Below are 23,834 nucleotides of genomic sequence, written 5' to 3'. Positions count from 1 at the left end.
TGGCTTGTCATCAAAGAAAAAAACAGTAACAAGATTAGACTCGAATTATATGCAGCAGTACGACGCATACATAGAACGACAGAAACGAAAAAAGCAGCGGTTAATTCGTCGTCTTGTGTTATTTTCTATCGTAGCAGCGATTGTTATTGGGGGCTTGTCTTCATACCATATTAAACAGCGTGTAGTTCAAGCGGAGAAATTGGAGCAGTACGAACAGTTACAGGACGAGCTGAAAGCTATGAAAGTAGAGGAAGCCAATTTAACAGAAGAAATTGAACTGTTGAATGATGAGGAATATGTGCTGGACATTGCTCGTACGAATTATTTCTTCTCGAAGAAAGGGGAATTAATCTTTAAAATCCCGAATGAAGACCCCTCTTATTGACACTTTTTCAGTTGATGAATATACTATATGAGAACTACATTTAATCTTTTAAGGAGGAGCATTTTTTTTATGTCAATCGAAGTAGGCAGCAAGCTGCAAGGGAAAGTAACCGGAATAACTAATTTTGGAGCATTTGTAGAGCTAGAAGCAGGAAAAACTGGATTGGTCCATATTAGTGAGGTTGCTGACAACTATGTGAAAGACATTAATGAGCACTTAACTGTTGGCGATGAAGTTAAGGTTAAGGTCATTAATGTTGAGAAAGATGGTAAAATTGGTTTATCTATTAAAAAAGCGAAAGATCGACCAGTACGCCAAAAAAATCCAAGAGAACGCACTGAGAATTTTGAAGCAAAAATGAATCGTTTTCTTAAAGATTCAGAGGATCGTTTAGCCTCTTTGAAGAAGCACACGGAATCCAAACGCGGGGGTCGAGGTGCTAGAAGAGGATAGCAGTTGCTGTCTATAGACAATGCTCTAATATAAATGAAACAGGCGCCGATCATATGATTGAGCCTGTTTTTTGTTTGCCAAAAAGGTTTGGAATGGGATTATACTTCTGTTTAAGAATCTTTTATACAGAGAAATATAAACTTCGAACCAATGTGTATTAAGAGATTGTGCGTATACCGCTCCGGAAACACACTACGCGCACCTTAGGGTGACCCGTGAGCCTTCTTGAACTACGTTCTGCGAAGTCTCACTCTGGCCATGTATCCCGCAGGAGTCTTCGTGTGTTTCCTCCGCTAGTGCTGGTTCACTGGCTATACTAACATGGTTTATCAAAATAAAAATGTTGTTCTAACCAGTCCGGGTGAGCGTAGGGCGGTGACTCCTGTGGGAACAGCACGTGTCTGAAGACTCGCAGGAAGTGGTTTTCTTCCGCAGAGGCTGAAGCCGTGCCCACGGAAAGCATCCGACCGGAGCGATCCCGGACGGCGATTGTTCCACAGATTAAGCAAATAATCACTAGTTCGGATTTTCTTTCAAATACGAAAAAAACCAATCGGCATGAAATATACCGATTGGTTTTTATTTTTGATAGCGGCGGAGGGGATCGAACCCACGACCTCACGGGTATGAACCGTACGCTCTCGCCAGCTGAGCTACGCCGCCAAAATAAGCCAACAAAAAATATATTACAGCAGGATTTCATTTGTGTCAATAGGATTTGTAAAATACTTTAACGAAAAGTCACTTTTCGTATCTATATTCAAAGAAATTCTGGATTTGTTCCTCATTTTCCTTCACAACCTCAGCCAATTCGGCAAAATAATCGCTTTCTATTTCATTTCTCAGCAAGTTATTCTTCTGCTTGTTGCGCTATCAACAGAAGGAAAGTTAACACCAACACGTAAAAAATGAAGATTTGCTCGTCTGCTTGTTGATGCCAAGATTACTAAAAAGCAGTCGAACGATTTTTTGAATAAGCTCTGCCTTTTTGACAAAAAAAGAACGCATAATATGGTTTACTATTCTGAAAGATAGGAGTGGTAATCGATGATGGAATCAATCCCAAGGGTGGAATCACGAGGATTTGGAGTAGAGAAAAAGGGACAAAAGGGTAAATGGCGGAAAGGAATCTATTTCAAACTGAAAAGCATTCTTCTTGAACAAGGCTGGCTTTTCTATTTCGGAGGTTTTTTACTTGGACGGGCTGTTATTTTATCTGCAGTATCACCATTTGCAATCGCATTTGTTGCTTCCATGTGGTTTGTCTACAGGGAAAAGAGTTTTAAATCGATGCTTGCTGTCCTTGCGGGTGCACTTACTTACTCAATGACACATGCGATTTTTATTGGAGTTGCTATGCTTGTATTTATTTTCCTTGCCGCACTAGGGAAGCAGATGAAAAATCAACAAGTTGTCTTACCACTGGCGGTATTTGCTTCAACAACACTTTCGAGGATGTTTTTGTACTCCTTACGTGACACAATTACTTCCTACGAATGGTTGTTACTTGTAGTCGAAGGTGTCTTAGGAGCCGTTCTTGTATTGATATTTATGCAAAGCATTCCGCTTTTATCACCAAAAAGATATAAACCTGTACTTAAAAATGAAGAAATCGTCTGCATGATTATTTTAATTGCCTCTGTACTAACAGGGATGATCGGCTGGCAAATATATGGAGCGTCTGCAGAACAGATTTTTTCCAGATACTTCGTGTTAATATTTGCATACATTGGTGGCGCTGCCATTGGTTCAACGGTTGGTGTAGTTGCTGGGTTAATTTTATCGCTCGCGAATGTGGCAAACCTTTATCAAATGAGTCTGCTTGCCTTTTCAGGGTTGCTTGGCGGTTTACTGAAGGAAGGCAAAAAGATTGGGACAAGCATCGGCTTACTCGTTGGTACTGGCTTGATTAGTATCTACGGTGATGCTGTGACATTGATCCCCTCTCTTCTTGAGTCATCTATTGCGATTTTGTTGTTTTTCTTAACACCAGCATCCTGGTTCAGTAGAATATCCAGGTATATACCTGGAACAGAAGAATACACCCATGAACAAGAGCAGTATTTACAGAAGGTACGAAATGTGACAGCAAGAAGGGTAGGGCAGTTTTCCGAGGTGTTTCATGCGCTATCCAAGAGCTTCTCGGTGTCGCAAGCAGCAACGACTGATGAACAGGAGGCAAAACGTGAGACGGATTATTTTCTGAGTCAGGTGACAGAGAAAACATGCCAAAGCTGTTTTATGAAGGATAGGTGCTGGCAGAAGGAATTTGATCAAACGTATACGTACATGGAGGAGATGAAAGAAGACATCACGAGTGGCCAAGAACCAAATCGGAAAGTGATGCGAGAATTTGAAAACCATTGTGTGAAATCAAGGAAAGTAGTAGAAGCCATGAAGGAGGAAATGACCTTTTATGAAGCAAATCGCAGGCTGCGGCAACAAGTGTTGGAGAGTAAACGGCTCGTTGCTGATCAGCTGCAAGGTGTTTCTGAAGTAATGGACGACTTCGCAAAAGAAATATTAAAGGAGCGTCAGCATCATGACTTACAAGAAACACAAATTATCCATGCGTTAAAACATATAGGAATTGAGCTTGAAAAGGTGGATATTTATCAATTGGAAAAGGGTAATGTAGATATAGAAATTACCGCATCCTTCTACGAATATAGAGGGGAAGGTGCTAAATTAATTGCACCTGTATTATCAGATATTTTAAATGAAATGATTGTTGTAAAAGAAGAAGAGATTTCCCCCTTCCCGAATGGATATAGCCATTTGGCATTCGGTTCAGCAAAAGAATATACAATCCAAACAGGGGCAGCAAATGCAGCAAAGGGAGGAGGGCTGGTTTCAGGAGACAGCTTTACAACGATTGAGCTTGGAGCAGGGAAGTTTGCGATGGCAATTAGTGATGGTATGGGTAATGGAAATCGGGCAAGAGAGGAAAGTATGGAAACTTTACGTTTATTACAACAAATCCTGCAGACAGGAATTCCAGAGAAGGTTGCAATAAAATCGATTAATTCGATTCTCTCCTTACGTACAACAGATGAAATGTTTGCAACGCTGGATTTAGCTATGATGGATTTACATGATGCTTCAGTCCGTTTTTTGAAAATTGGCTCGACGCCAAGCTTTATTAAACGCGGCGAAAAAATGATAAAAATAGAGGCGAGCAATTTGCCAATGGGAATTATCCAAGAGTTTGATGTCGATATTGTAAGTGAACAGATGAATGCAGAGGACTTACTTATTATGATGAGTGACGGTATTTTTGAAGGTCCAAGGCATGTAGAAAATATTGATCTGTGGCTTAAACGAAAAATTAGAGAAATGGCAACGGATGATCCGCAGGAAGTTGCAGATCTTCTCCTAGAGGAGGTTATTCGGACAAGGTCGGGGGAAATTAAAGATGATATGACTGTCCTAGTTGCTAAAATTGCAAAGAATCAACCGGAGTGGGCAGCAGTTCCGGTCTATCGAAAAAAAGCTCTGTCATAATCTGATGAAATATCCCTTTTAGAGGATGTTCAAAAAGTCGGGTACTTAAAACTGCGCGGCATCGAACTTTTCGGACCTTTTTATCCTCCTTTTGAACAGTTGTTTTTGGCTTGTAGAATGATTGGGATCTACTCTACCTTTCTATGTATATTCTCTTTCCATTGTGGTGATGATGGTAGTGAAATAAATAGGAGGTTAGGGCTTTGAAAAATGGATCGTTAAAACAAATTTTACTACTGACAGATGGGTGTTCAAACAAGGGAGAAGATCCTTCTGCAACTGCTGCTCTTGCTTACCAGCAAGGGATAACGGTAAATGTTATTGGGATATTGGAAGATGATCAGACGGAAAGCCCGGACGGATTACAAGAAGTAGAGGATATAGCTCTGTCAGGTGGTGGGGTCAGTCAGATTGTTTACAGTGAATCTTTATCCCAGACTGTTCAAATGGTTACGAAACAGGCAATGAACCAAACATTACAAGGATTTGTGAATAAGGAGTTAAGACAAATTCTCGGTTCCGACCAAGGAATAGAAGATTTGGAACCTGAGAAGCGCGGAGAAATTATGGAGGTTGTAGAAGACTTAGGAGAGACGAGTGATTTAGAGGTACTTGTACTCGTTGATACGAGCGCAAGTATGCATAATAAGCTTCCAACAGTGAAGGAAGCGCTTGTTGATCTATCAATTAGCTTAAACTCACGGATTGGTAGAAACAAGTTTTGTATTTATAGCTTTCCGGGAAAGCGTAAGGATATTCAACTGGTGTTTGACTGGTCACCGAAGCTTGATACAATTTCAACCGTATTTCCCAAACTAACTAGTGGGGGAATTACGCCAACTGGTCCTGCAATTCGTGAAGCAATGTATCAATTCGGTAAAAAAAGTTTATTAAGGAGCTTCAGACATGAAGATGAATCAGGTATGGAAGAAACAGGGTATTGATCTAAGACCAGGTTCCCAGATTAAAGGAAAGTGGCACCATAAAACCTATACCATTCAGAGAAAACTTGGAGCGGGAGCAATTGGAACGGTTTACTTATGCAACCATGGCGACCGACCCGCTGCACTGAAAATCAGTGACAAGGGTACATCGATGACGGTGGAAGTAAATGTGTTAAAGTCGCTGGAGAAGGTCCAAGGAAGTCGCCTTGGGCCTTCTTTGCTTGATGTAGATGATTGGGTTTCGCCAACAGGGAATACGTATTCCTTTTACGTGATGGAATATTTACAAGGGGAGACGATGGTTGGTTTTATTCGAAAGCATGGGAAAGATTGGATTGGCGTTTTTATGCTGCAGCTTTTGGAAGATTTGGAGAAACTGCATCAAACAGGGTGGATCTTTGGTGATTTAAAGACGGAAAATCTCTTAGTCGTGTCATCACCACCGACAGTGAGGTGGGTGGATGTTGGTGGAACAACGAAACAAGGCAGGGCAATTAAAGAGTATACAGAGTTTTATGACCGTGGTTACTGGGGACTGGGGTCAAGAAAAGCGGAACCAAGCTACGACCTTTTTGCTTTTGTTATGGTTTTTTTAACAATTTACTATCCAAACCGATTTGAGAAAGAACATGAAGCAACTGAAAAATTGTTATTTAAAAAGATTGACCATGTTAACGATTTAATCCCATACAGAAGCGTGTTAAAAAAAGCTTTAAAAAGTGGGTATGCATCCAGCGCGGAAATGAAGCGGGATTTAATTCATGTTTTAAATGCTGCCAAAAAGCGCGAGTTTTATCATAAGCAAAAACCGAAAACATCATGGAAGCGACTATTTATGGAGTCAGGTGGAATAGGTGTTCTTGCATTAATGTATTATCTTTTCTCTCTACTTTTTTGATAACTAAACGTATAATAGGGTATAGATAATGAGGCGGATGTTTATCGTCAGCTCTCTTCGAACATTTAAGCTGCATGAGTGAACGAAAATAGTCGCTTAAGGATGGCAATTTATGAGACAGGAAATTCTTACATTTATAAAAAAGCATCATTTACTGAAAGAAGGTACAACCGTTATTGCTGGAGTGTCTGGAGGCCCAGACTCGATGGCGTTACTTCATTTTTTAAACACGATCAAGCAAGAGTGGGAGTTAACCGTAATTGCGGCTTCTGTTGATCACCAGCTAAGGGGAGAGGAGTCGTTAAGCGATTTACAATATGTGAAACGTATTTGTGAGGCATGGGGAATAGAGTTTGTAGGTGCCTCATTGGATGTACCAGCATATCAAGTAAAGCATAAGTTGGGTACAGAGGTGGCTGCCAGAGAGGTTCGGTATCGGTTTTTTGCCGAACAAATGGAACGTTATCATGCAGATTATTTAGCACTTGGTCATCACGGCGATGACCAGATAGAAACGATGCTTATGAAGCTTGCACGCACTGCATCTTCTAGTGCACTAACAGGTATTCCGGTTCAACGTGCGTTTTCTACAGGAATGATTATTCGCCCTTTTCTCTGCGTAAACAAGTCTATGCTGGAGACTTATTGCAAAAAAAATCAAATTGAGGTGCGATTGGACCCAACAAATGAAGAAACCGACTACACTAGGAATTATTATCGAAACAAAATTGTTCCATTAATTAAAGAACGAAATGATAATATACATCGTACTGCTCAACATTTAAGTGAAACACTAGCTGAGGATGAAAAATACCTACGTGAGGCTGCCAGGGAAATGGTTAATGAGCTCATTGTTTTTCATGCTGAAAACAAGACAGCCTCCTTCGATGGGAATTTGTTTAAAAACCGCGCCCATGCTTTACAAAGGCGTGCATTTCATCTAATATTAAACTATCTATACAATGACTTACCAAAGGACCTATCCTATACACATGAGGAACAGTTTTTTGCCTTGTTGCAACGTGATGAAGGGAATACCCAAATTGACTTTCCAAATGGTCTAAAATTGGAAAACACCTATGGAAAAATTATATTTTATTTCTCCAATCACAGTAAGGCCCCAAACAGCCAACCTTATTCTTTTCTTTTGGATATTCCAGGTAAACTTGAGTTACCAGGTGGTTCTACAATTACAGCAAACTTCGTTGAAAAACACATCGCACAAGACCAATTTTCCCATACCTTTTTTACGGAGCAGGTTGTGTTACCTTTACATATCAGAACTAGATTGCCGGGCGATAGAATGAGTTGGGATGGACTTAATGGAAGTAAGAAACTGAAGGATATATTTATTGACGCTAAAATACCTATTGGTGAAAGAGACGGCTGGCCGATCGTAACCGATGCGAATGGCACGATTTTATGGCTTATCGGTTTAAAGAAAAGTCAGCTAAATTCACAGCAGGAAAATGGCTCAATAATTCAATTAAACTTTAAAAAAGGGGATTATTCACGCAATAATGCGCTGTAATACCCCGCCTCTAAGAAGCAAAATCATGCTAGAGAGGGAGGGATTGTGATAAAGCAGCTCGCAAATCAATCCCTGATTGTATTTTGCCTACGGGAAGTAGGTTGCAAAGCCATTGAGATAAATGTTTTCGGTGGGACGAGTAACGACGTCCAAACTAAGCATTTATTCTTATGATCAGTGGGACAAAAAAGGAAGCCCCACTGAAATGAAGTTTCACTTTATAGGAGGATTTTTTATATGCTTCAAGATAACATGCATGGTGAGATTGACCATATTTTAATTACAGAAGAACAAATCAAACTGAAGTGCCAAGAAATTGGAAAACAGCTATCAGAAGAATATGATGGTAAATTTCCACTTGCAATCGGCGTGTTAAAAGGTGCAATGCCTTTTCTATCAGATGTGATTCGCCATACAGACATCCATTTGGAAATGGATTTTATGGATGTATCAAGCTATGGTGATGGTACGCGTTCTACTGGAGAAGTAAAAATTGTGAAAGATTTAAACACAAAGGTCGAAGGGCGAGATCTAATTATTGTTGAAGACATCATTGATAGTGGTCTAACGCTCAGCTACCTAGTGGATTTATTTAAATATCGGAAAGCGAGATCAATTAAAATTGTAACGCTATTGGATAAGCCATCTGGCAGATCAGCAGCAATCCAAGCTGACATTATAGGATTCGAAGTTCCAGATGAATTTGTTGTCGGTTATGGATTGGATTATGCGGAAAGGTATCGTAATTTACCTTATATCGGTGTTCTGAAACCAGAAATTTACAGCGAATAATAAATGTATTTTATTTTATTAGTGGTACGCTATATTAAAAAGAAAAAATAAATCCCAGTTTTAAAGTTATTTCAGTTGTATTTAAACTTTTTCATATGATACGATGAACTATAGTTTTTCCCCGTTTGGGAGGAGGTTGGCAATGAGTCAGATATTTCGTAATGTCCTGTTTTGGATGCTGATTTTCTTCGTCATTATTGGCGTAATTGGCGTATTTAACGGACAAGGTGAAGATAGTGAAGAATATAATGTACAGCAATTTGTAGATGCTTTAAATAATGGTGAGATTGAAGAGTTAACATTCCAGCCATCACATGGAATTATTCGTTTTACTGGAACATTGACAGATGGCGAGACTACATTTATCGCCCAGGTTCCTGATAACACGGAGATTATTTCTTCGATAACGGATGCTGCAACACAACAGAGTATATTAAAAGTTGCCGAAGAGGAGCAGCCAAGTCCATGGCTAACCTTCTTGACTGGAATCGTTCCGTTCCTATTAATTGGACTCTTCTTCTTATTTATCCTTAGTCAAGCGCAAGGCGGAGGCGGCGGTGGCCGTGTCATGAACTTTGGTAAGAGTAAAGCGAAGATGTACACAGAAGATAAGAAAAAAGTTCGTTTTAAAGATGTTGCAGGTGCTGATGAAGAGAAACAGGAATTGGTCGAGGTTGTTGAATTCCTAAAGGATCCACGTAAATTCTCAGCAGTTGGTGCACGTATTCCGAAAGGGGTTCTGCTTGTAGGACCTCCAGGTACTGGTAAGACATTACTTGCTCGTGCTGTTGCTGGTGAAGCTGGTACACCATTCTTCTCCATCAGTGGCTCGGATTTTGTTGAGATGTTCGTCGGTGTAGGTGCTTCCCGAGTACGTGATTTATTTGAAAATGCAAAGAAAAATGCACCATGTATTATCTTTATTGATGAGATTGATGCAGTAGGTCGTCAACGTGGAGCTGGTCTTGGTGGTGGTCACGATGAGCGTGAGCAAACATTGAACCAATTGCTAGTTGAGATGGATGGTTTTGGTGCAAACGAAGGAATTATTATCATTGCTGCAACAAACCGTGCAGATATTCTAGACCCAGCATTATTACGTCCAGGCCGTTTCGATAGACAAATTATGGTAGATCGTCCAGATGTTAAAGGGCGTGAGGCAGTATTGCATGTCCATGCAAGAAATAAACCGTTAGACGATACGGTTGATTTGAAGACAATCGCAATGCGAACTCCAGGGTTCTCTGGAGCTGATTTGGAAAACTTGCTAAATGAAGCAGCACTTATTGCTGCAAGAGATGACCGTAAATCAGTCAACCAATTAGATATTGATGAAGCAATTGACCGTGTTATTGCAGGACCTGCAAAGAAAAGCAGAGTTATTTCCAAGAAGGAAAGAGACATTGTTGCATACCATGAAAGTGGACACACAATTATTGGTATGGTGTTAGATGATGCAGATGTGGTGCATAAAGTAACCATTGTACCTCGTGGTCAAGCTGGTGGCTACGCCGTTATGCTACCAAGAGAAGACCGTTATTTTATGACAAAACCAGAGTTGTTTGATAAAATAACTGGATTATTAGGTGGACGTGTTGCCGAGGAGATTATCTTCGGTGAAGTAAGTACAGGTGCATCAAATGACTTCCAGCGTGCAACAAATATTGCTCATAAGATGATAACGGAATATGGTATGAGTGATAAAATCGGACCAATTCAATTTAGTAGTGGTGGAGGCGGTAATGTATTCCTTGGCCGCGATATCCAAAATGAACAAACGTATAGTGATGCGATTGCTCATGATATTGATAAAGAAATGCAAAACTTCATCAACTATTGTTATGATCGTGCGAAGAAGATCCTTACCGAAAACCGCGATAAGCTGGAGCTTGTAGCTCAAACATTGCTTGAAGTAGAAACACTGGACGCGAAACAAATCAAATCCTTGTTTGAAGATGGCAAGCTACCTGAACCAGATGCAGAGGATGTTAAAGTAAACATTCAGTCAAAAGATGATGAAGAGAACTTATCTTATGAAGAAGCAAAGGAAAAAGCAGAGACAGAAGATAAGAGTTATATTAACGATCCGATCATGGGCGATAGGAATTCGGATGAAGATCAAACAGATAAAAAATAATTAATTTAACTATAAAAGCAGCCAACTTAACGAATGGCTGCTTTTATTGTGCAAGGAAAAAACAAATAGCTACCCTACAACCATGGCATAAGTTCGTACCTTGCACTCCCGGGTGCTTGCGCTTTTGTTCTGGTTTCTGAAGTATGTTATATTTAAAAAATAGAAATGATAGGAAGGTTTGGTGACACATGCTATTTGTTCTTGACGTTGGAAATACAAATACAGTCCTTGGTGTATTTGAGAAAGATCAGTTGAAACATGAATGGCGGATAAAAACTGATCGCTATAAGACAGCAGATGAATTTGGAATGTTAATAAAATCGTTATTTGACTATAAAGGCATAGCTTTTTCAGATATCAATGGTGTCATCATATCTTCTGTAGTACCGCAAATTATGTTTGCATTAGAGGAAATGAGCAGAGAGTATTTCCATATGGATCCAGTTGTTATTGGGAAGGAAGAAACCCAAACATATTTAAAGATGAATTATCCTAATCCAAAAGAACTCGGTGCAGATCGTATTGTCAATGCAGTAGGAGCTATTGAAGAATATGGCGCACCATTAATTATCATTGATTTTGGGACTGCGACAACCTACTGCTATATTAATGAGCAGGAGGAATATAGCGGTGGGATTATTACTCCAGGAATTAAAATTTCGATGGAAGCATTGTATAATAAAGCCTCCAAGCTACCTAAAATCGAAATTCAAGCTCCGGATCAAGTTGTGGGAACATCTACCGTAGAAGCGATGACAGCCGGCGTTTTCTATGGTTATGTTGGAGAGGTAGACGGTCTTGTTAACCGAATAAAGCAGGAGAAAAATGTAGAACCAAAGGTTATTGCTACTGGCGGATTAGCTAAGCTAATTGCTAACGGTGCGACTACAATCGACAAAGTTGATTCACAGTTAACATTAAAAGGTTTGTATCTGATCTATCAAAGATTAAATCTTAAAGGGTAAGTAACCTCTAATGAAAAGGAGAATAAAATTTCATGAAAGACTATCTAGTAAAAGCAATTGCATTTGATGCTAAAGTTCGCGCATTTGCAATTCGATCGACAGAAACAGTTGAAGAAGCAAGAAGAAGGCAGGACACTTGGGCAACTGCTTCCGCAGCGCTTGGTCGCACAATTACAATTACTGCGATGATGGGTGCGATGTTAAAAGGAGAAGACTCAAACACGATAAAAGTACAGGGAAATGGACCAATCGGTGCAATTATAGCTGATGCAAATGCGAAAGGGCACGTCCGTGGATATGTAAGTAACCCACATGTTGACTTTGAGTTAAATGATAAAGGGAAGCTAGATGTTGCTCGAGCAGTTGGAACAGAAGGCAGTTTGAGTGTTATTAAGGATTTAGGCTTGAAGGATTATTTTACAGGCGAAGTCCCAATTGTCTCTGGTGAGATCAGTGAAGATTTCACATATTACTTTGCTACATCTGAACAAGTGCCTTCTGCTGTTGGTGCTGGAGTGCTGGTTAACCCAGATCATACGATTCTTTCTGCTGGTGGTTTTATTGTACAAGTGATGCCAGGAGCAGATGAGACTGTTATTACAAGGTTAGAAGAACAAATCGGGTCCCTTCCACCAATATCTAAACTGATAGAGGAAGGTAATACACCAGAACAAATCTTACAACGTTTATTTGACAACGAAGTAAAAATCCTTGAGACCATGCCAATTGAATTTCGTTGTAAATGTTCGAAGGAACGATTAGCGAATGCGATTATTGGATTGGGAAGTGAAGAAATACAAAACATGATTGATGAAGATCATGGAGCTGAAGCAAGCTGTCACTTCTGTAATGAAACCTATTATTTTACAGAGGCGGAATTAGAAGAATTGAAACAGTAAGAAGGGAAATAAAATTGACATGTCTAAAAAGCTGTTATTAGGTGTTGTTGTTGTACTACTAATTACAAATGTTGCTTCCTTGTTAATTTTAAACAACAATGAAGACTCGGTTGTTATGAACGATAATGATGAGCGAACAATATCAAGCAAAGAGGCCGTTGCATCTATTGGCGATGAAGAAATTAGCTACCAGCAATGGATAGAAGCGTTACGATCGGCTTATGGTGAAAAGCAATTAAAGCAAATGGTTGATCGAGCTGTTGTGAACCAATTGGCAGAGTCAGAAGGAATTAAAATAGATGAGAAACTGATTAATCGAGATGTTGCCTTTTTAATAACAATGCAAGGTGTTATGACAGAAGAGCAGGCTGCGAAAGAAGAAGAGCGTTTGCGCGATGAGGTCAATTACCGTTATCAGCTACAACAACTCCTTGCTGCAGATGCATCTACTATACCAGAAGAAGAACTTAAGAGCTTTTATGATAGCTATGGAAGTCAATACAACTTTACCGCATCACTACAGCTATCTCATATTCTCGTAGAAAATATGGAAACGGCAGAAAAGGTTTACGATGAACTAGAGCAAGGAGCATCATTTGAATTACTTGCCGAGGAGTATTCTCAAGATGATGAAACGAAAGATGATGGTGGCTATTTAGGCTATATCTATACTTCCAGTCAATTTCTCCCAGGCAGTTATGATGATGTAACTTCGGAAATGGACGAGCACTCCTATAGTGAGCCGTTTATAGCAGATAATGGTGTGGCTATCCTCTACTTACACCGAAAGCTTCCGGCTATCGAATTCACGTATGATGAAATTAAGCCTTATATGGAAAGTGAATTAGCATTACAGGAAATGGATCAATCATTGATTGCAGATCCTTTATGGGAGCAACTGGATATAGATTGGATTTATAGCGAGTAGCGCAGGAATGATTATTCTAGGCAGATAGGAAAAAGTTCCTTATCTGCCTTCGTTTTTAAAGAGATATTAGTTGACTTTTCTTTGAAATAGACATACATTTATATTAATTCATATAAAATCACTTGGGATTAGGAGGGGTTGTCATGAAAGTAGCTGAGAACATTACGGGTTTAATTGGTGGAACACCGATTGTAAAATTGAATAATTTAACGGATGCTGAAAGTGCAGATGTATATGTTAAGCTGGAATTTATGAATCCTGGGAGCTCTGTAAAGGATCGTATCGCAATTGCTATGGTGGAAGCGGCCGAAAAAGAAGGTTTGCTTCAAGCTGGTGCTACTATTATTGAGCCAACAAGTGGTAATACGGGTATTGGGCTTGCGATGGTTGCAGCTGCAAAAGGCTATCGAGCAGTATTAGTGATGCCAGATACAATGAGTCAAGAACGACGAAACTTATTACGTGCTTATGGTGCAGAACTGGTATTGACTCCAGGAGCTGATGGGATGAAAGGCGCTATCGCAAAGGCAGAGGAGTTAAAAAATGAGCATGGCTATTTTATGCCACAGCAATTTAGTAATCCTGCTAACCCAGACATTCACGAGCTAACGACAGGTAAAGAAATTGTAGAACAAATGAAGGATGGTCTTGATGGCTTCGTATCCGGAATTGGTACTGGTGGAACAATAACAGGAGCAGGGAGAGTATTAAGGAAACATTTTGATGATATCAAATTGTACGCAGTTGAACCAGCTGCTTCACCTGTTTTGTCAGGAGGGTCACCGGCACCTCACAAAATTCAAGGAATTGGTGCAGGCTTTGTACCTGAAGTTTTAGATACAGATATTTATGAAAAAGTACTAACAATCGAGAATGAAGAAGCATATGAAGCTGCTCGCAAAGTAGCGACAACAAATGGTATCCTAGGTGGCGTCTCATCTGGTGCTGCAGTTGCAGCTGCACTAAAAGTCGCGAAAGAATTAGGAAAAGGGAAAAAGGTTCTTGCTATATTGCCGGATAATGGAGAAAGATATTTGTCCACACCTTTATATCGATTCGAAGAGAATGAATAAGAAAATATAAAATAGAAAAGGATTGGCATCATTGTGCCAGTCCTTTTTTTGAGCGTAAAAGAGGAAGCCTGTGGTTGGCGACGTGCAGTCTGAATCCCGAACTTTGGGGTGGTTCGACGAGTCGGCATCCTTTTACCTGGATACGATGCCCGATTTCACGGCAACGGTATACGTGTAACTATGCCTCATGTTTTAGCCGGTCGGTAAGTATCGCTAGACGTTGGGGGCTGAAGCTGAACGAGGCAGTTTTGGTACGCTAGTTATTGGAAGCACCAAAAAATTTAAAGGTTTCCTCAGCATTGAAAAATTGATACGATAGAAAATACAAAGAAATTATGAAGGCGGTCAAAGATAAAAATGATTTTACAAACTTCAAACCGGACATTTGATTTATCAGAACGTACACATATTATGGGGATTTTAAATGTCACACCAGATTCATTTTCTGATGGCGGCAAGTATACAACGATCGAGAAGGCTGTTGAGCAAGCCATGCTGATGGAGCAACATGGGGCAGATATGATAGATGTCGGTGGTGAATCCACCCGTCCAGGTCATATACCTGTAACTGCTGAGGAAGAAATTAAACGTGTGGTACCAGTTATCAAGGCACTGAAGGAAAATGCCGCAGCTGCAATTTCCGTTGATACCTTTAAAGCGGAAGTAGCAAGAAAGGCTGTTGAAGCAGGAGCAGATATTATCAATGATATTTGGGGAGCGAAACATGATCCGGAGATTGCAAAAGTTGCAGCTGAATATGGCGTTCCAATTATATTAATGCATAACCGTAAGAATGAGAATTATCATTCGATTATGGATGATATGAAAAAAGATCTTGAAGAAAGTATTCAAATAGCACTAGATGCAGGAGTTACAAAAGAGAAAATCATTTTAGACCCAGGAATCGGCTTTGCGAAATCAACCAAGGATAACTTTGTTGTGATGAATAATCTTGAGCAGTTAACAAAAATGGGATACCCTCTATTATTAGCAACATCACGGAAACGATTCATTGGCAGTGTTCTCGATATACCTGCCGAAGAACGTGATAACGGAACAGTTGCGACGACATGTCTTGGTATTACGAAAGGAGCACAAATGGTTCGTGTCCATAATGTAAGACGGAATCGAGAGGCTGCGCAAATGATGGATGCGATGCTTGCTGAGGGAGGTCACTTCGTTGGATAAAATTATACTCAATCAAATGCAATTTTATGGTTATCATGGGCTTTTCCCAGAAGAAAACAAGCTAGGGCAGCGATTTAATGTTGATCTGGAGCTCTATCTAGACTTAAAAAAGCCAGGCGAATCCGATAACATGTATGATTCAATTCATTATGGTCATGTCTATGAACTTGTTCAGGAATTGGTTGAAGGTGATGTGAAAAATTTGATTGAAGCTGTTGCTGAAGGAATTGCAGAAAGACTATTAGCAATGTTTGGTCTTTTACAGGCTTGTAAAGTGACCGTGACCAAGCCGGATCCGCCGATTCCAGGGCACTATGCCTCTGTGGCAGTAGAAATCTATCGGGAGCGATCGATATGAATCAAGCATATTTGGCATTAGGTACCAATATTGAACCGAGAGAAGCATATCTTAAAGAGGCTTTGGAATTACTAGAAACTATGGGAGAAGTTACACTTATCCGACGATCATCTATTTACGAAACCGCCCCTGTCGGATATTTGGATCAAGCGGATTTTCTAAATATGGTCATTGAAATAAAGACTGCTTTATCTTCTCTGGAGCTTCTAGAATACTGTCAGTCTGTGGAACAGCACCTTGGACGCAAACGTGGTATACGTTTTGGACCACGAACAATAGACCTTGACATTTTGACATTTAATCAAGAAAATAGTACAGTAGAACGATTAATAATCCCGCACCCTAGAATGCACGAGCGCGCGTTTGTACTCATTCCTTTACAGGAAATTGCACCAAAGCTAATCTTGCCTGATTGGAATAAGCCTATTGAGGAAATGATACTTGATCTTCCTGAAACAGACATAAAGGATGTAAGGAAATGGACGCAAAAAGGGTCGGTAAAAGAATAAAAGCTTTCCGTAAGCTAAAAGGATATACACAAATCGATTTTGCAAAGGAACTGGATGTTTCGATTGCACAAATAGGTAACATAGAACGAGGTACAAAACTTGCAACAGATGACTTTTTAGAGATGATTGCCAAGAAGTTGTCTGTATCAAAGGATGAGATTACAATGGAATCACTTAATAGTGAGAAATAAGCGAGGACATAAGATGTTTCAAATAGGAGACATTCCTGTTCTCAACCAAGTTGTGACTTCATGTTACTCAGACCTAGAAAATAATGGCACTGTGCGATAAAAGCATTATTAGGGCAGAGACTCGCACGGAATAGAAGTTAAGTCTTTACATTTGTAGATCAGCTTTAGGCAGTGAATAAAGTGTCAAATCTGTTTGAATTGTTGTAGGAAATCTGTCGGTCTGCTGCCGGCAGTTTTTTCTGCATGAACACCCTATTGCAAAGTTTAGAGACTGTACGTGAAAGAAGTTGGATTTTTAGATATACTAACTAATATAAATGAGTGGAGTGATCACAATGTCTGAAGAAATGAATGAACAAATGCGTGTACGACGCGACAAATTAAATGATTACCGAGAACAAGGTCTGGATCCATTTGGAGAGAAGTTTCCAAGAACCCATTTAGCAACAGAACTTATCGAGAAATATGACCGCTATTCCAAAGAGGAGTTAGAGGAAATTACGGATACAGTGACGATTGCTGGCCGTCTTATGACGAAGCGGGGAAAAGGAAAAGCTGGTTTTGCACATATGCAGGATTTAAGTGGACAAATACAGTTGTACGTACGTAAGGATGCAATTGGTGAGGAAGCCTATGAGGTTTTCAAAACAACAGACTTAGGAGATATTGTTGGCGTAACTGGTGTAATGTTCAAAACAAACGTAGGAGAACTATCTGTCAAAGCTACAGAATTCCATTTACTAACGAAATCATTACGACCATTGCCGGAAAAATACCATGGCTTAAAAGATATCGAGCAACGCTATCGTCAGCGTTATTTAGATCTTATTACAAACATGGATAGCAGAGAAACATTTGTACAACGAAGCAAAATTATCCAATCGATGCGTGAATACTTGAATGGTCAAGGTTTCCTTGAAGTAGAAACTCCAATGATGCATAGTATTCCGGGTGGAGCGGCAGCACGTCCGTTTATTACACACCATAATGCCTTAGATATTGAGTTATACATGCGTATTGCGATCGAGCTGCATTTAAAACGGCTTATTGTTGGTGGTTTAGAAAAAGTGTATGAAATTGGACGCGTATTCCGTAATGAAGGAGTTTCTACAAGACATAACCCTGAATTTACTATGATTGAGCTTTATGAAGCCTATGCGGATTATAATGATATTATGGAACTAACTGAGAACGTGATAGCGCATATTGCAAAAGATGTTCTTGGCTCAACGAAAGTGATTTATGGAAACCATGAAGTTGACTTAGAGCCGAAATGGACAAGGTTGCATATGGTAGACGCAGTTAAAGAGGCAACCGGTGTAGACTTCTGGAAGCATATAACAGATGAAGAGGCACGGACGTTAGCCAAAGAGCATGGTGTTGAAATAAGAGACACGATGACATTTGGTCATGTTGTAAATGAATTCTTTGAACAAAAAGTAGAAGAAACATTAATACAACCAACGTTTATTTATGGACACCCAGTAGAGATTTCTCCGTTAGCAAAGAAGAATACAGAAGATGCGCGTTTTACCGACCGTTTTGAATTATTTATTGTTGGCAGAGAACATGCAAATGCATTTAGTGAATTAAATGACCCAATTGATCAGCGAGAACGTTTTGAAGCACAAGTAAAAGAAAGAGCTGAAGGAAATGACGAAGCACATCTAATGGATGAAGACTTTTTAGAAGCTCTAGAATATGGGATGCCGCCAACAGGTGGACTGGGAATTGGAATAGATCGTCTTGTTATGCTGTTGACAAATTCTCCATCTATACGAGATGTACTGTTGTTCCCGCAAATGCGTCATAAATAAGTGATACGAAAAAACCTTCTTGTTTCAATTTGAACTGGAAGGTTTTTTGTTTGCCGACATAATTATCTAAAGACGGTTTTATCACTTATTGATTAGGGTATTATAAATATAATAGATATCCTCGAAAACGGTGTTGTTATCTAAGTAAATAAGTTAAATGGAGAAGCGTGAATTGAATAAATAATAGAACTTTAAATTCAATGCTATAATTTTGCGTTTTGCTATTGATTTCATTTTCAAATCGTGGTAAATTAATTAACGTTGCGCTGGAGAAACAGTCCAGGCAAGAGGTCGAAGCTAACCTCAAAAAAATAATTAAAAAAAGTGTTGACATCAAAAACTCAACATGTTATATTAGTAAAGTCGCTGCTAAACAAGGCAGCCAACAAATTTGCTCTTTGAAAACTGAACAAAACAACCAGTATGTCAAGAAAAAGGAAACTCGTTTTTCTTTTTAAAACAAGTAGAAGTCAGCTTCTACAAAAGCTAAGTATTACAAACTTTTATGGAGAGTTTGATCTTGGCTCAGGACGAACGCTGGCGGCGTGCCTAATACATGCAAGTCGAGCGCAGGAAATAAACAGAACCCTTCGGGGTAATGTTTATGGAATGAGCGGCGGACGGGTGAGTAACACGTGGGCAACCTGCCTGTAAGATCGGGATAACTCGCGGAAACGTGAGCTAATACCGGATAACACTTTTCATCTCATGGTGAGAAGATAAAAGACGGTTTCGGCTGTCACTTACAGATGGGCCCGCGGCGCATTAGCTAGTTGGTGAGGTAACGGCTCACCAAGGCGACGATGCGTAGCCGACCTGAGAGGGTGATCGGCCACACTGGGACTGAGACACGGCCCAGACTCCTACGGGAGGCAGCAGTAGGGAATCTTCCGCAATGGACGAAAGTCTGACGGAGCAACGCCGCGTGAGTGATGAAGGTTTTCGGATCGTAAAACTCTGTTGTTAGGGAAGAACAAGTTGGGTAGTAACTGACCCAACCTTGACGGTACCTAACCAGAAAGCCACGGCTAACTACGTGCCAGCAGCCGCGGTAATACGTAGGTGGCAAGCGTTGTCCGGAATTATTGGGCGTAAAGCGCTCGCAGGCGGTCTTTTAAGTCTGATGTGAAAGCCCACGGCTTAACCGTGGAGGGTCATTGGAAACTGGAGGACTTGAGTACAGAAGAGGAGAGTGGAATTCCACGTGTAGCGGTGAAATGCGTAGAGATGTGGAGGAACACCAGTGGCGAAGGCGACTCTCTGGTCTGTAACTGACGCTGAGGAGCGAAAGCGTGGGTAGCGAACAGGATTAGATACCCTGGTAGTCCACGCCGTAAACGATGAGTGCTAGGTGTTAGGGGGTTTCCGCCCCTTAGTGCTGAAGTTAACGCATTAAGCACTCCGCCTGGGGAGTACGGCCGCAAGGCTGAAACTCAAAAGAATTGACGGGGGCCCGCACAAGCGGTGGAGCATGTGGTTTAATTCGAAGCAACGCGAAGAACCTTACCAGGTCTTGACATCCTCTGATACCTCTAGAGATAGAGTTTTCCCTTCGGGGACAGAGTGACAGGTGGTGCATGGTTGTCGTCAGCTCGTGTCGTGAGATGTTGGGTTAAGTCCCGCAACGAGCGCAACCCTTGATCTTAGTTGCCAGCATTCAGTTGGGCACTCTAAGGTGACTGCCGGTGACAAACCGGAGGAAGGTGGGGATGACGTCAAATCATCATGCCCCTTATGACCTGGGCTACACACGTGCTACAATGGATGGAACAAAGGGAAGCGAACCCGTGAGGTCAAGCCAATCCCATAAAACCATTCTCAGTTCGGATTGTAGGCTGCAACTCGCCTACATGAAGCCGGAATCGCTAGTAATCGCGGATCAGCATGCCGCGGTGAATACGTTCCCGGGCCTTGTACACACCGCCCGTCACACCACGAGAGTTGGTAACACCCGAAGTCGGTGAGGTAACCTTTTGGAGCCAGCCGCCGAAGGTGGGACTAATGATTGGGGTGAAGTCGTAACAAGGTAGCCGTATCGGAAGGTGCGGCTGGATCACCTCCTTTCTAAGGATTATTACGGAAACATACTTGGTTGTTTGGTTCAGTTTTGAGAGAGTAAATCTCTCTATTTGTACCTTGAAAACTAAATAAGAGTAACAACGACATCAATATTAATGTAAAAGGCTGAAGCGACTGTTCTCAGGAGCTAAAGCTGGATTAAATAAAAGCAAGGCTAATAAATTAGTACGCTTATTTACTGTAACTTAGTTAAGTGAATAAGGGCGCACGGTGGATGCCTTGGCACTAGAAGCCGATGAAGGACGGGACTAACACCGATATGCCTCGGGGAGTTGTAAGTAAACTTTGATCCGGGGATTTCCGAATGGGGGAACCCACTGTTCGTAATGGAACAGTACATGCATCTGAATACATAGGGTGCATGAGGTAGACCCGGGGAACTGAAACATCTCAGTACCCGGAGGAAGAGAAAGAAAAATCGATTTCCTGAGTAGCGGCGAGCGAAACGGAAAGAGCCCAAACCAGAAAGCTTGCTTTCTGGGGTTGTAGGACACTCCACTCGGAGTTACCAAGGAATTCTTTAAATGAATCGACCTGGAAAGGTCAGCCACAGAAGGTAACAGCCCTGTAGTTGAAAAAGAATTCCCTCCGGAGTGTATCCTGAGTACGGCGGAACACGTGGAATTCCGTCGGAATCCGGGAGGACCATCTCCCAAGGCTAAATACTCTCTAGTGACCGATAGTGAACCAGTACCGTGAGGGAAAGGTGAAAAGCACCCCGGAAGGGGAGTGAAATAGAACCTGAAACCGTGTGCCTACAAGTAGTCGAAGCCCGTTAATGGGTAACGGCGTACCTTTTGTAGAATGGACCGGCGAGTTACGATCGTATGCAAGGTTAAGTGGAAGACACGGAGCCGCAGCGAAAGCGAGTCTGAATAGGGCGAATGAGTATGCGGTCGTAGACCCGAAACCGTGTGATCTACCCATGTCCAGGGTGAAGGTCAGGTAACACTGACTGGAGGCCCGAACCCACGTATGTTGAAAAATGCGGGGATGAGGTGTGGGTAGGGGTGAAATGCCAATCGAACACGGAGATAGCTGGTTCTCTCCGAAATAGCTTTAGGGCTAGCCTCAAGAAATAGAGTACTGGAGGTAGAGCACTGATTGGACTAGGGGCCCTCACCGGGTTACCGAATTCAGTCAAACTCCGAATGCCAGTTACTTTTACTTGGGAGTCAGACTATGGGTGATAAGGTTCATAGTCGAAAGGGAAACAGCCCAGACCGCCAGCTAAGGTCCCAAAGTATACGTTAAGTGGAAAAGGATGTGGAGTTGCCCAGACAACCAGGATGTTGGCTTAGAAGCAGCCATCATTTAAAGAGTGCGTAATAGCTCACTGGTCGAGTGACTCTGCGCCGAAAATGTACCGGGGCTAAACGTATCACCGAAGCTGCGGATTGTTCTTACGAACAATGGTAGGAGAGCGTTCTAAGTGCTGTGAAGTCAGACCGTGAGGACTGGTGGAGCGCTTAGAAGTGAGAATGCCGGTATGAGTAGCGAAAAAAGAGTGAGAATCTCTTTCACCGAATGCCTAAGGTTTCCTGAGGAAGGCTCGTCCTCTCAGGGTTAGTCGGGACCTAAGCCGAGGCCGAAAGGCGTAGGCGATGGACAACAGGTAGATATTCCTGTACCACCTCATGATTGTTTGAGCGATGGGGGGACGCAGTAGGATAAGGAATGCGCACTGATGGATATGTGCGCCCAAGCAGTGAGAAAGTCAGATAGGCAAATCCGTCTGGCAATTTCAAGCTGTGATGGGGAGGGAAATTTAGTACCGAAGTTCCGGATTTCACACTGCCAAGAAAAGCCTCTAGTTAGATCATAGGTGCCCGTACCGCAAACCGACACAGGTAGGCGAGGAGAGAATCCTAAGGTGAGCGGGAGAACTCTCGTTAAGGAACTCGGCAAAATGACCCCGTAACTTCGGGAGAAGGGGTGCTTCATTTACATGGAGCCGCAGTGAATAGGCCCAAGCGACTGTTTAGCAAAAACACAGGTCTCTGCGAAGCCGAAAGGCGAAGTATAGGGGCTGACACCTGCCCGGTGCTGGAAGGTTAAGGGGAAATGTTAGCCGCAAGGCGAAGCTTTGAACCGAAGCCCCAGTAAACGGCGGCCGTAACTATAACGGTCCTAAGGTAGCGAAATTCCTTGTCGGGTAAGTTCCGACCCGCACGAAAGGTGCAACGACTTGGGCACTGTCTCAACGAGAGACCCGGTGAAATTATACTATGCGTGAAGATGCGCATTACCCGCGACAGGACGGAAAGACCCCGTGGAGCTTTACTGTAGCCTGATATTGAATGTCTGTGCAGCTTGTACAGGATAGGTGGGAGCCTTGGAAACCGGAGCGCTAGCTTCGGTGGAGGCATCCGTGGGATACCACCCTGGCTGTATGGACATTCTAACCCAGGACCGTGATCCGGTTCGGAGACAGTGTCAGGCGGGCAGTTTGACTGGGGCGGTCGCCTCCCAAAAGGTAACGGAGGCGCCCAAAGGTTCCCTCAGAATGGTTGGAAATCATTCGTAGAGTGTAAAGGCACAAGGGAGCTTGACTGCGAGACCTACAAGTCGAGCAGGGACGAAAGTCGGGCTTAGTGATCCGGTGGTTCCGCATGGAAGGGCCATCGCTCAACGGATAAAAGCTACCCCGGGGATAACAGGCTTATCTCCCCCAAGAGTTCACATCGACGGGGAGGTTTGGCACCTCGATGTCGGCTCATCGCATCCTGGGGCTGTAGTCGGTCCCAAGGGTTGGGCTGTTCGCCCATTAAAGCGGTACGCGAGCTGGGTTCAGAACGTCGTGAGACAGTTCGGTCCCTATCCGTCGTGGGCGTTGGAAGTTTGAGAGGAGCTGTCCTTAGTACGAGAGGACCGGGATGGACACACCGCTGGTGTACCAGTTGTTCCGCCAGGAGCATCGCTGGGTAGCTACGTGTGGAAAGGATAAGTGCTGAAAGCATCTAAGCATGAAGCCCCCCTCAAGATGAGACTTCCCATCACTTCGAGTGAGTAAGATCCCTCAGAGACGATGAGGTTGATAGGTTCGGTGTGGAAGCGTGGTGACACGTGGAGCTTACGGATACTAATCGATCGAGGACTTAACTAAATTCTTTATTTGATGTCTTGTTTACTCTTATTTAGTTTTTAAGGTATAAATTCAAAAAAACCTTGCATTTTTATTCG

17 protein-coding genes, 1 tRNA gene and 2 rRNA genes are annotated in these 23,834 nt (G+C 41.9%); 19 read left to right on the top strand and 1 reads right to left on the bottom strand.

The annotated features are described in order from the left end of the window. The first annotated feature begins 4 nt into the window (after positions 1–4). Positions 5–385: a septum formation initiator family protein gene (locus tag NYE61_RS13435; RefSeq protein ID WP_303450082.1), complete on the top strand. Its 381-nt coding sequence runs from the start codon at positions 5–7 to the stop codon at positions 383–385. 69 nt (positions 386–454) lie between these two features. Then, positions 455–838, top strand: a complete 384-nt coding sequence (locus NYE61_RS13430; RefSeq protein ID WP_095314408.1) for a S1 domain-containing RNA-binding protein — start codon at positions 455–457, stop codon at positions 836–838. A gap of 589 nt (positions 839–1,427) precedes the next feature. Here NYE61_RS13430 and NYE61_RS13425 read toward each other — a convergent pair. After that, positions 1,428–1,501, bottom strand: a tRNA-Met gene (locus NYE61_RS13425). A gap of 384 nt (positions 1,502–1,885) precedes the next feature. Here NYE61_RS13425 and spoIIE point away from each other — a divergent pair. From spoIIE to NYE61_RS13340, 17 genes are all read left to right on the top strand, one after another. Next, positions 1,886–4,342, top strand: a complete 2,457-nt coding sequence (gene spoIIE, locus NYE61_RS13420; RefSeq protein WP_303450085.1) for a stage II sporulation protein E — start codon at positions 1,886–1,888, stop codon at positions 4,340–4,342. A gap of 203 nt (positions 4,343–4,545) precedes the next feature. Continuing rightward, positions 4,546–5,286 (top strand): VWA domain-containing protein, encoded by a 741-nt coding sequence (locus NYE61_RS13415; protein WP_095314404.1) that lies wholly within the window; start codon positions 4,546–4,548, stop codon positions 5,284–5,286. Further along, on the top strand, positions 5,249–6,184 hold the full coding sequence (locus NYE61_RS13410; protein ID WP_095314402.1) for a protein kinase: 936 nt from the start codon (positions 5,249–5,251) through the stop codon (positions 6,182–6,184). The genes NYE61_RS13415 and NYE61_RS13410 overlap by 38 nt, the downstream gene beginning before the upstream one ends. Positions 6,185–6,296: 112 nt before the next feature. After that, a complete protein-coding gene (gene tilS, locus NYE61_RS13405) occupies positions 6,297–7,715 on the top strand; it encodes a tRNA lysidine(34) synthetase TilS (protein WP_339315694.1) in 1,419 nt (472 codons plus the stop codon). Positions 7,716–7,967: 252 nt separating this feature from the next. Continuing rightward, a complete protein-coding gene (gene hpt / locus NYE61_RS13400; protein ID WP_118889389.1) occupies positions 7,968–8,507 on the top strand; it encodes a hypoxanthine phosphoribosyltransferase in 540 nt (179 codons plus the stop codon). 142 nt (positions 8,508–8,649) lie between these two features. After that, on the top strand, positions 8,650–10,644 hold the full coding sequence (ftsH, locus tag NYE61_RS13395; RefSeq protein ID WP_095314400.1) for an ATP-dependent zinc metalloprotease FtsH: 1,995 nt from the start codon (positions 8,650–8,652) through the stop codon (positions 10,642–10,644). Positions 10,645–10,832: 188 nt separating this feature from the next. Then, the gene (locus tag NYE61_RS13390) at positions 10,833–11,609 is read left to right on the top strand and encodes a type III pantothenate kinase (protein WP_303450097.1); all 777 of its coding nucleotides are present in this window, start codon (positions 10,833–10,835) and stop codon (positions 11,607–11,609) included. 32 nt (positions 11,610–11,641) lie between these two features. Continuing rightward, positions 11,642–12,508: an Hsp33 family molecular chaperone HslO gene (gene hslO / locus NYE61_RS13385; protein WP_095314397.1), complete on the top strand. Its 867-nt coding sequence runs from the start codon at positions 11,642–11,644 to the stop codon at positions 12,506–12,508. A gap of 19 nt (positions 12,509–12,527) precedes the next feature. Then, positions 12,528–13,436, top strand: a complete 909-nt coding sequence (locus NYE61_RS13380; RefSeq protein ID WP_095314396.1) for a peptidylprolyl isomerase — start codon at positions 12,528–12,530, stop codon at positions 13,434–13,436. Positions 13,437–13,579: 143 nt separating this feature from the next. Next, entirely contained in the window at positions 13,580–14,509 is a 930-nt protein-coding gene (cysK, locus tag NYE61_RS13375; protein WP_095314394.1) for a cysteine synthase A, read from the top strand. 357 nt (positions 14,510–14,866) lie between these two features. After that, entirely contained in the window at positions 14,867–15,697 is an 831-nt protein-coding gene (gene folP, locus NYE61_RS13370) for a dihydropteroate synthase (RefSeq protein ID WP_251659684.1), read from the top strand. Beyond that, positions 15,690–16,055, top strand: coding sequence for a dihydroneopterin aldolase (folB, locus tag NYE61_RS13365; RefSeq protein WP_251659682.1), 366 nt, complete (start codon positions 15,690–15,692; stop codon positions 16,053–16,055). Before folP ends, folB begins: the two co-directional genes overlap by 8 nt. After that, on the top strand, positions 16,052–16,564 hold the full coding sequence (gene folK / locus NYE61_RS13360; RefSeq protein ID WP_303450105.1) for a 2-amino-4-hydroxy-6-hydroxymethyldihydropteridine diphosphokinase: 513 nt from the start codon (positions 16,052–16,054) through the stop codon (positions 16,562–16,564). The genes folB and folK overlap by 4 nt, the downstream gene beginning before the upstream one ends. Further along, entirely contained in the window at positions 16,534–16,755 is a 222-nt protein-coding gene (locus NYE61_RS13355) for a helix-turn-helix transcriptional regulator (RefSeq protein WP_095314387.1), read from the top strand. The genes folK and NYE61_RS13355 overlap by 31 nt, the downstream gene beginning before the upstream one ends. Positions 16,756–17,090: 335 nt before the next feature. Next, on the top strand, positions 17,091–18,572 hold the full coding sequence (gene lysS / locus NYE61_RS13350) for a lysine--tRNA ligase (RefSeq protein ID WP_095314385.1): 1,482 nt from the start codon (positions 17,091–17,093) through the stop codon (positions 18,570–18,572). A gap of 502 nt (positions 18,573–19,074) precedes the next feature. Further along, positions 19,075–20,636, top strand: a 16S ribosomal RNA gene (locus NYE61_RS13345). A gap of 202 nt (positions 20,637–20,838) precedes the next feature. Continuing rightward, positions 20,839–23,757: ribosomal RNA gene (locus tag NYE61_RS13340) — 23S ribosomal RNA — on the top strand. The 16S and 23S rRNA genes sit together here, the layout of an rRNA operon. Positions 23,758–23,834: the final 77 nt, after the last annotated feature.

Origin of the sequence: Oceanobacillus sp. FSL W7-1304, assembly GCF_037969805.1 — a bacterium.
Taxonomy (GTDB): Bacteria; Bacillota; Bacilli; order Bacillales; family Amphibacillaceae; genus Oceanobacillus; species Oceanobacillus profundus.
The sequence above is the reverse complement of the archived record's forward strand: the minus strand, read 5'-3'. Positions and strand labels throughout refer to the sequence as shown.